Genomic DNA, 7,624 nt, shown 5'->3' on the forward strand with positions numbered 1-7,624 from the left:
CCGAGGTCGTGCGCGGTGCGCCAGGTCGACTCCTGATCGCCCTGCGGCGCCCGGTACTCCAGGAAGCCGCTGATGTCCGTACCCATGCCAGGCATGATGCCGACCCCGTCAATCGAGTTCGTCCGCACCGGATCGACGACCCTCGCAAACGTGAGCCGCCAGGTCGGGAAGGACCGGAGCCGACGGCATGTGGTCCGAACGAGACGGCCTGGCGAACGATGAACAGACCGCGGGTGCGGTGTGGTGTCCATCCGGTGTCGGGGGCGGGCGCTATGGTGCCCGGTCGTGGACGCCACCGATCTCGACTTCCGGGCCCGGACGCGGTCCGGCTGCATTCCGCCGGCGCTGGTTTCGCGGCTGCTCGAACGAGGCCGTGCCGACGTGGTGGAGGCGCAGGCCCGACACGGCCAGTGGTTCTGCGCGTTGGCGTGGGCAAAGACGCTGGGTGATCGGGGCCGGGAGGGCGATGCGTGGGAGGTGCTCGCTCCGTATGTGGCAACGGGCTGGTGGACGGCCGTCGTTGCTGCGGCCGGGTTGCTGGAGGACTGGGGCCCACCGCTTCCTGGCGCCGGCACGACGAGCCCTTCGACGCGGTGAATCGGTGAGTGCCCGGCTACTGACGCTCTGGGCTCGCTTCGGGGACGAGGCTGTCGGAAAACGGCCGTCTTCACCGCGAGCCCGACCGTCATGGGCCGCCCGAGTGCGCGTCCGTCGCCGTGACGGCAGACCCCGCCGGCGCCGGGGACGCGGGATCGACGGCGGGCGTGCGGGGCGATCCCCCCGGGTGGGGGAGAATGCCGCGCATGCCTGGGCCCATGACCTATTCCGAGGTCGGTGCGACGTTGGATCCGGCGGTGCCGAAGCCGTCCGGATATCGCCACATCGAGCGTCGAGTGAGGGTGGGGGAGGGGTCGGAGACGTTTCGTCGGGTGGCCGAAGGGGTGTTGGGCTGGCAGGTGTTGCGCGGGGCGGGTCTGGAGGTGCGCGGTGATGCCGCTCGCGTCGCGATGGGGGTGGAGGTGACGTCGGTGCTGCGGCTGGGGCCGGTGCGGATCGGCGCGCCCTGTCGGGTGGTCGGTGTGATCGACGAGCGGGATCGGGTCGGGTTCGCGTACGGCACGCTTGCCGGGCATCCCGAGTCGGGCGAGGAGGCGTTCGTGATCGAACGCGACGTCGAGGACGCCGTGTGGTTCACGATTCGCGCCTTCAGCCGTCCCGGTACCTGGTGGTCGCGTCTGGGAGGCCCCGTCACCCGTGCGATCCAGCACAGGGTGACGAACCGCTATGTGGCCGCGGCTCGCGACCTGGCCGGTCCTGCGTAGGAGACCGGCGTTTGGGGCTCGGGCGGCCCGACGTCCTCGGAGGGCAGATGGGTCGGTGGGTTCGGCGGAACGACTACGCTCCCCTTCCGCCGGCGGCGCGGGCCACGACCGTTGCGAGGTGTGCGTGGGCCATCGGTATCAGGGCCGACCCCGGCGCGATCCGCGTCGCGCGGCGGATCGCCTTCCCGGTTCCGGCCACGTCCCCGAGTTCCGCCGGACACACCGCGATCAGCACGTCCGCGTTCGCCCGCGTCGACCGACCGCCCAGCAGCGACCCGCGCCGATGCCGGCGCAGCCGGGAGAGCGCCTGCCCGCTCCGTCCTTCCCGAACGTCCAGCGCCACCGTCATCGGACACCCCGCGGGCCGCTCCTGGTCCGCGACGGCCGCCGTGCGAAGCGTCGGCGACGTCCCGGCGGCGGAGAACGCGCCCGCCAGGAACCCGACGGCCGCGTAGTCCGCGTATGTGTGCTCGAACTCCGATCGACACGGATCATCCACCGGGGCCGTTTCCAACCAGGCGCGCACGACATCGAGCGCGGCCGCGTACTCCTGCTGCCGCACGTACAACATCGCCCGCCCGAAAGCCCACCTGATGCGATCCTCGCGCCCACTCGACAACCCGTCCAGCAACCGATGCGCCCACCCGAACTCCCCTCGCGCCACCGCCCCGGAGAACACCACGCACCACTCGTCGATCTCCTCACGACCTTGCCCGCGCAGTCGCATCCCGCGAGTATGCCGACCCCGATCCCTCGCGCGAGCACCGTCCCGCCCCGGACGGCCCCGGTCGTGTCGGCGGTGCCGGCAGATACCCGACGCCCTTGGAGTCGACGCCCTCGGTCAGCAGCGTACGTAGATCGGTGGCGCCCATGCCGCGCCTGCTGCGGGCCGGCCGCTTCAGAGGTCGCGTGTTTCCCGCGTCGGCGGCAACGAGAGCCGGACGCGCGGCGCCGTCGCGGCCTCCGACCGACGAGGCGACCGCCCGGTCCCACCCAACCCACGCATTCGCCGCCCGACACTTCGGCCCCCCGGGTTGCTGCGTTCCTCTCGGATCGGCGGCCCTGTTGCCGCGAAACGTCCTCGGCTACAGCTCGGGCAGCCGGTCACCGGGAGCGGGAGACTGTCGCTTCTCCAGCCGGTAGAGGTAGATCTGCAGGTCGGATGCCAGGCCGCCGCCGATGTAGGACTCGAAGTCGCGGACGGCAGCTGCCATGTCCTGGCCGTGTGCGGCATCGCTCTCGTCCCACGTCCTGCGCTGGTCGAACAGGTATTGCAGGACCTGTCCGCGGTTTCGCCACCACTCCCGGACGGTTTCCGGTGTCCACCGGGAGTCGCCGTCACAGCCGTGCCCCCCGAACGGGTCGTCGCCTGCCGCGTCGACCACCAGGGCGGTCTCCGTAGGCGTTCCGGGCTGGCGATAGACGTACTCGGTAAGGTACTCACTCCCGTAGAGGACGTGGGCGGGCGCTGCAAGCCGTCCGGTCCAACAGGTGTCGGTCTCCCCGCCGTAGAAGGGCCCGGGGACGTTGAGCCACAGCCGGTCCTCCCAGCGCCCCCGAAACGCATCGCGGTCGTTGCTGCGGACGGTGGTCATCGGGTCGAAGTAGAGCGTCACCCGCCGAGGCCAGGGCATCCGTTCGAGCCGGGCGCCCGTGCGACGAAGACAACCCACGCGCCTCCTGATTGACACTCCAGCGCGTGGGATGTCTGTCATGTTCAACGTGTCGATGATCCGACGGCCTGACGGTGCATCCGATCCGCCCGACCACGCTTCACCGCGTTGCCCGGTCGATGCTTAGGGTGGGGGGTGATCCCGACGCACCCGGTCCGCCCGAAGGAACGACACCCGCGATCGTTGTGTCCGATCCGAATTTCGACGAAGTGGAACTCATCGGATCGGTGGACGAACTGACCGACCTGGCAGGCACGGTGGCCCGAGGCGAGGGATTCGTCGGGTCCGAGCCGGCGACGCCGCACGACGGCGACTCCCTGATCGGAGTCGAGGTCGGGAACGCTACCCGGCCGGGCGTGCACATCCGCATCGACTCCCCGCGCCGGATCCTCGTGATCGACGGCCACCCCACCGCCAGGGCTCTGTTCGCGGACCAACTCCACGCCATGTCGCCGCCTTGGCCGCCGAGGACGGCGGTCACCGTCACATCGACCACTTTCCCGGGCATCCCTATCTCGTCGAGGGCTCCCACTCCCTGGTGATCGGCATCCCCCGGGGCGAGCCGACACAGTGAGCAGTACGGCGACCGACGCGGTCGAGGGCCGTGCGCGACACGCGAACCGGCGGTCCGCGCACCGGTTTCGTCGTGACGACTACGTTCCCGGACACGCCCCGAACCCCGAACGACGATGTCCTCGAGGGCCTGCAACGACACTGCCGCTCCAGACGATCCGCTCGCGGGAACGCCACTGACCGGCTCGACCAACCAGCGGAACCGAAACCCCTCGGCCCGTCGTCCACGGCCCGGAAACCACGTCACGTCCGACCCGGACCAAACTGCTCTTCGACAACCCCACCGAGCCTCCCCCTACACCCACCGCATCCCGAGCGCGGTCAGGGCCTCGACCCGCTCCGCCGCCCAAGACGGGTGGGCGTGGGTGTGTCGGCTCGGGTGGACAGAATGCGATCGGGGCAGTGTTCGCGCGATACGGGAGGGTCATGGCGGTCACGGGGTTGGACGGGTTGAGGGAGCGGCTCGGTGAGCCGCAGTGCCGGGGATGGGCGCGGCCGACGCTGTGGGCGGCGTCGGAGGCGTACCTGGGGCTGGTCCTGCCCACCGATTACAAGGCGTTCCTGGACCTCTACGGCCCCGGTGCCGTGGACGGCTACGTGTGGCTGGACCGGCCGACCGACGGCAGCCGCGAGGAGGCCGAACGACTGTGGCATCGGGGCGTGTGGGAAGGGATGCATCCCGATTCCTGCCCCTGGCCGTTCCACCCGGCGCAGGGCGGTCTCCTCGAATGGGGGCACGACGAACAGGGCAACACGTATTTCTTCCTGGCCCTGGAACCGGACCCCGACGACTGGCGCGTCGTCGTCGGGAGCGAGGCGGGCGAATGGTTCGAGACGGCCGGTCCATTCACCGATTTCATCCTGCGGTGCTTCGATCGGGTGGACCGCCCGCCGTTCCTCGATCAAGGATGGCCGGGGAAGGACGCCCGCTATCACCCGCTGCACGAGAGGTCGACAGGCGCCGAACCCACCGACGCACGAACGTGCTGACAAACGCCGCCGGACGGCCACGCCGGCGGTCTCCGTGTCCCGGGCCTCCACACCGAGATCGGCGACGGAGGCTGCGGACCCGACTCCGGGCTCTCCTCCCTGCGCCGCGGCAACCGCCCCCCGGGACACGTGCACGACCGGTCCCGCGCGATCCGCGACGACGCGGAACACCACCGCCACCAGGCACCACCGTCGTCATGGCTGCGCCTGGCCCACGGCGGCTGCTCGATGCAATGGCACCTGTCGTTGATCGCGCGGGACGACCCGGTACTGCTCCACGACGCCGACGGATGGGAGGGCGACTGGGGACAGAACCCCCACGACGGGCTGCGCCACGCGATGCGGCTGCGCCGTTGGTTGTCGATCCGGGTGAACGGTGGTCGGGTGTGGGACGACGTCCTGGCCGACGACTGAAAAGTGGCGGGGGTGGTCGCGTGTGGGAACGGCTTTCGGGTCGGGGAAGGGAGGTTCGGGGCGTGGAGGAAGCGTGGGTTGTGCGGGAGGGGGTGAAGTGGGAGTTCGTCTCGTTCGTGGGGGTGGGTCCTGTGCGGTTCGGCATGACGTTCGACGAGGTGAGGGTGGCCCTGGCCGAGCCCACGTCCCATGTCCCGGGGCGGTGGATGGAGTTCGACGATCTCGGCGTCTCGGCCGGCCCGCGGCCGGACCGCGCATCTCGACTCGGACCGCAGAACACGCGGGCCGGCCGCCATCGCTGGGATGCCGATGGCCAATACAGAGTGGCGGGGCACTCGCTGATCGCCGATTCGTGGTTCCTGCGACTCGGAATCCTTCGGGCGAGACAACGGGATGTCGGTCCGGCTGCTGATCCGTCATGATCGCGGCATGAGTGCTCCATACGCGTTCCGCACGGTCGACAACTGGTCGGGCGGCTTCTACGAGTTGGCGATCGAGGTGGGGCCGCGGAGCGATGCCCGGCTGCAGCGCGTCCTGACCGCGGTGTGGTCCGCAGCGGACGTTCAGGGGTGTTTCGGTGACCGGTCCCGTGAGCCCCGGGAGCAGGAGCCCGTGGAGTGCACGGTGGAGGCGCTGGCGAGGTTCGGGCATTTGCAAGGGCAGGTTCGCCTGCCGACGGGCGAGCTCGTGGTCTGCGGTTGCGTGGCGATTCCGGAAGACGGAGCCGACGGCGTGGACTGGTTGGACTTCTATATTCCTCTCGGCGCCCTCGACCGCACCGGCATCGTGTACCACGAGAGCGGCCGGCAGTTCTACAGGTCCCGGGTTCTCGACGACTGGCTCGCGGCCGTGGGAACCGAGGCATTCCGCACCGCCGACTTCCGCGCGGGCTACATCGGTTGGGAGACCTCCGGCTGCACCTACGCCGCCACCTTGAACGGATTGATGCCGAAGTCACGGAGCATCGGCTACCTCCTGCCGCAAGACGGAGAACTGCGCTACGGCGCCGCCAACACCGACCCCGGGTGACGTCGGATCCACCTCAGCAGTCAGCGACCCGGCGAGGCGCTGAACCCGCGCCGGGGCTGCCGCAGCGATCCGGACACCGGCGAGCTGCTGCTGGTCGTGCCCGCCGCCCGCGTCGCGGGCCTGTCGGTCCGCTTCGATTGCCGCCGCCGACCGTCTCGTGAAGGTGAACTTCGACCGTTCGCGAGACTCCGGAATATGGCTTCACCTTGTCCCGACCCGGGGCGTGATCGTCGATGTGGCCGGCGCTCGGGAGACTCACTCGACCGGTGCGGGAGCATGGGGAAGTGATTCTGACCGGTGAACATGTGACGGCCCCAAGGATGCTGCTGCTCAACGAGGTGGACTTCGAGCCCGGGTGCTCGGTGTTCGAGCTGGAGCGGCCGCTGTTCCTGCGCGCCGGCGACCGGGTGTGGGCCGAGGACGGCAGGGTCGTGGTCGAGCGTGAGTCGGGTGACCGGGAACGTCCTGCGGGCGGCATGGCGTGCGTGTGTCGCCATTGGCGGCTCCTCTAGCCTGCTGCCGAATCCCGGGGCGAGCCGATGGCAGCCCGGCACTCGTGTGTCCGGGCTTCGGTGATCGCATGTGATGTCGGCGGCCTTCACCGGATCCTGTGCTTCGACCAAGTGCCCTTCCCACCCGCGGAACGCGGCCGCCGCGGCAACGGTGAACGCCCCCCGGACCCGGCACTGCGCCACCACGTCGACGCGCACACACACCCACCTTGGCCAGGGCCTCCCGCTGCGCCGCCGTCGGGTCGGTGACGCCGTGTGGGTGCTCTTCGTGGTGGGCGGGCATCACCGTGCGCGCCGCCCGCAGCCGCGGCACGCTCCGGCCCTACCTCGGCCACCTCCACCAGCGGTGGAACGAGGGCTGCACCGACGGCGCCGTCCTCCACGCGGAGATCCGGCAGCTCGGCTACCGGGGCGCCACGCGAACGGTCCGGCGCTGGCTGCAACCCTTGCGGGCTTCCGGACAACCGGCGCCGAAGGTGTCCGACACACCCACCGTCCGCCTGGCCGCCCAGTGGCTCACCCGCCACCCCGACTCGCTCACCGCAGAGGAAGCGCTGCAGCTCAAGCGCATCCTGGCGCGCAGCCCGGAGCTTCAGTACGTGTCCGACGCGGTGCGCGGGTTCGCCGAGTTGATGCGCGACCGCCGCGGGCGCGAACTCCCCGACTGGATAGACCGCGTCGCAGCCGAGGGCTGTCCTCCGCTGCGCGGCTTCGCCGTGAACCTCCGCCGCGACCTCGACGCCGTTACCGCCGGCCTGTCGCTGCCCTGGAACAGTGGTCCGGTCGAAGGCGCCGTGACACGCATCAAGTACCTCAAACGGCAAATGTTTGGACGGGCCAACTTCGACCTCCTACGACTCCGGATCATCAACCCCAACTGAACGAATTTCACAGAGAGTTGCCACTTCTCGGAATGTGACGCAGAGCCGTATCCACTGACCGCTGTCACACGGACGGGGAACCCCGCGGAGGGGATACGGGTGTACGCCGATCTGATCGCCGACTCGACACGCGCTCTGGGATTCGACCACCGCGAAACCCTGAACGCCCGCGCCTGCCAGGCGCCCTGGTTCGGAGCACTCGGGGATCACGCGAAGGCGGCACGGTTGCT

10 protein-coding genes are annotated in these 7,624 nt (G+C 70.1%); 8 read left to right on the forward strand and 2 right to left on the reverse strand.

Translation table 11 applies throughout. The features are described from left to right. Positions 1-285: 285 nt before the first annotated feature. Together ACWCPW_RS51160 and ACWCPW_RS51165 are read left to right on the forward strand one after the other, a co-directional pair. Entirely contained in the window at positions 286-597 is a 312-nt protein-coding gene (locus ACWCPW_RS51160) for a hypothetical protein (protein WP_449768541.1), read from the forward strand. A 218-nt stretch (positions 598-815) separates the two neighbouring features. Beyond that, positions 816-1,322, forward strand: coding sequence for a DUF1990 family protein (locus ACWCPW_RS51165; protein ID WP_449768542.1), 507 nt, complete (start codon positions 816-818; stop codon positions 1,320-1,322). Positions 1,323-1,395: 73 nt separating this feature from the next. On the opposite strand, the gene ACWCPW_RS51170 is transcribed toward ACWCPW_RS51165, so the two are convergent. Further along, entirely contained in the window at positions 1,396-2,049 is a 654-nt protein-coding gene (locus ACWCPW_RS51170; RefSeq protein ID WP_449768543.1) for a hypothetical protein, read from the reverse strand. A 358-nt stretch (positions 2,050-2,407) separates the two neighbouring features. Next, the gene (locus ACWCPW_RS51175) at positions 2,408-2,956 is read right to left on the reverse strand and encodes a ferredoxin (RefSeq protein ID WP_449768544.1); all 549 of its coding nucleotides are present in this window, start codon (positions 2,954-2,956) and stop codon (positions 2,408-2,410) included. A 496-nt stretch (positions 2,957-3,452) separates the two neighbouring features. Between ACWCPW_RS51175 and ACWCPW_RS51180 the strand changes: the two genes are divergently transcribed. The 6 genes from ACWCPW_RS51180 (at position 3,453) to ACWCPW_RS51205 (ending at position 7,394) form a co-directional block, all read left to right on the forward strand. Further along, complete coding sequence (locus tag ACWCPW_RS51180) at positions 3,453-3,569, forward strand: Imm32 family immunity protein (protein ID WP_449768545.1); 117 nt, start codon at positions 3,453-3,455, stop codon at positions 3,567-3,569. Positions 3,570-3,994: 425 nt separating this feature from the next. Then, entirely contained in the window at positions 3,995-4,558 is a 564-nt protein-coding gene (locus ACWCPW_RS51185) for an SMI1/KNR4 family protein (protein ID WP_449768546.1), read from the forward strand. Between the two features lie 129 nt (positions 4,559-4,687). Next, entirely contained in the window at positions 4,688-4,972 is a 285-nt protein-coding gene (locus tag ACWCPW_RS51190) for a hypothetical protein (RefSeq protein ID WP_449768547.1), read from the forward strand. A 429-nt stretch (positions 4,973-5,401) separates the two neighbouring features. Continuing rightward, positions 5,402-6,001, forward strand: a complete 600-nt coding sequence (locus ACWCPW_RS51195) for a hypothetical protein (protein WP_449768548.1) — start codon at positions 5,402-5,404, stop codon at positions 5,999-6,001. A gap of 284 nt (positions 6,002-6,285) precedes the next feature. Further along, entirely contained in the window at positions 6,286-6,513 is a 228-nt protein-coding gene (locus tag ACWCPW_RS51200) for a hypothetical protein (RefSeq protein ID WP_449768549.1), read from the forward strand. Between the two features lie 209 nt (positions 6,514-6,722). After that, positions 6,723-7,394, forward strand: a complete 672-nt coding sequence (locus tag ACWCPW_RS51205) for an ISL3 family transposase (RefSeq protein ID WP_449768550.1) — start codon at positions 6,723-6,725, stop codon at positions 7,392-7,394. Positions 7,395-7,624 lie beyond the last annotated feature (230 nt).

Source organism: Embleya sp. NPDC001921 (assembly GCF_053594475.1).

What these genes read in the sequence shown, in the direction of transcription:
- ACWCPW_RS51175 (WP_449768544.1), bottom strand. Translation starts at nt 2,956, where the DNA reads ATGCCCTGGCCTCGGCGGGTGACGCTCTACTTCGACCCGATGACCACC.
- ACWCPW_RS51185 (WP_449768546.1), top strand. Translation starts at nt 3,995, where the DNA reads ATGGCGGTCACGGGGTTGGACGGGTTGAGGGAGCGGCTCGGTGAGCCG.
- ACWCPW_RS51170 (WP_449768543.1), bottom strand. Translation starts at nt 2,049, where the DNA reads ATGCGACTGCGCGGGCAAGGTCGTGAGGAGATCGACGAGTGGTGCGTG.
- ACWCPW_RS51195 (WP_449768548.1), top strand. Translation starts at nt 5,402, where the DNA reads ATGAGTGCTCCATACGCGTTCCGCACGGTCGACAACTGGTCGGGCGGC.
- ACWCPW_RS51165 (WP_449768542.1), top strand. Translation starts at nt 816, where the DNA reads ATGACCTATTCCGAGGTCGGTGCGACGTTGGATCCGGCGGTGCCGAAG.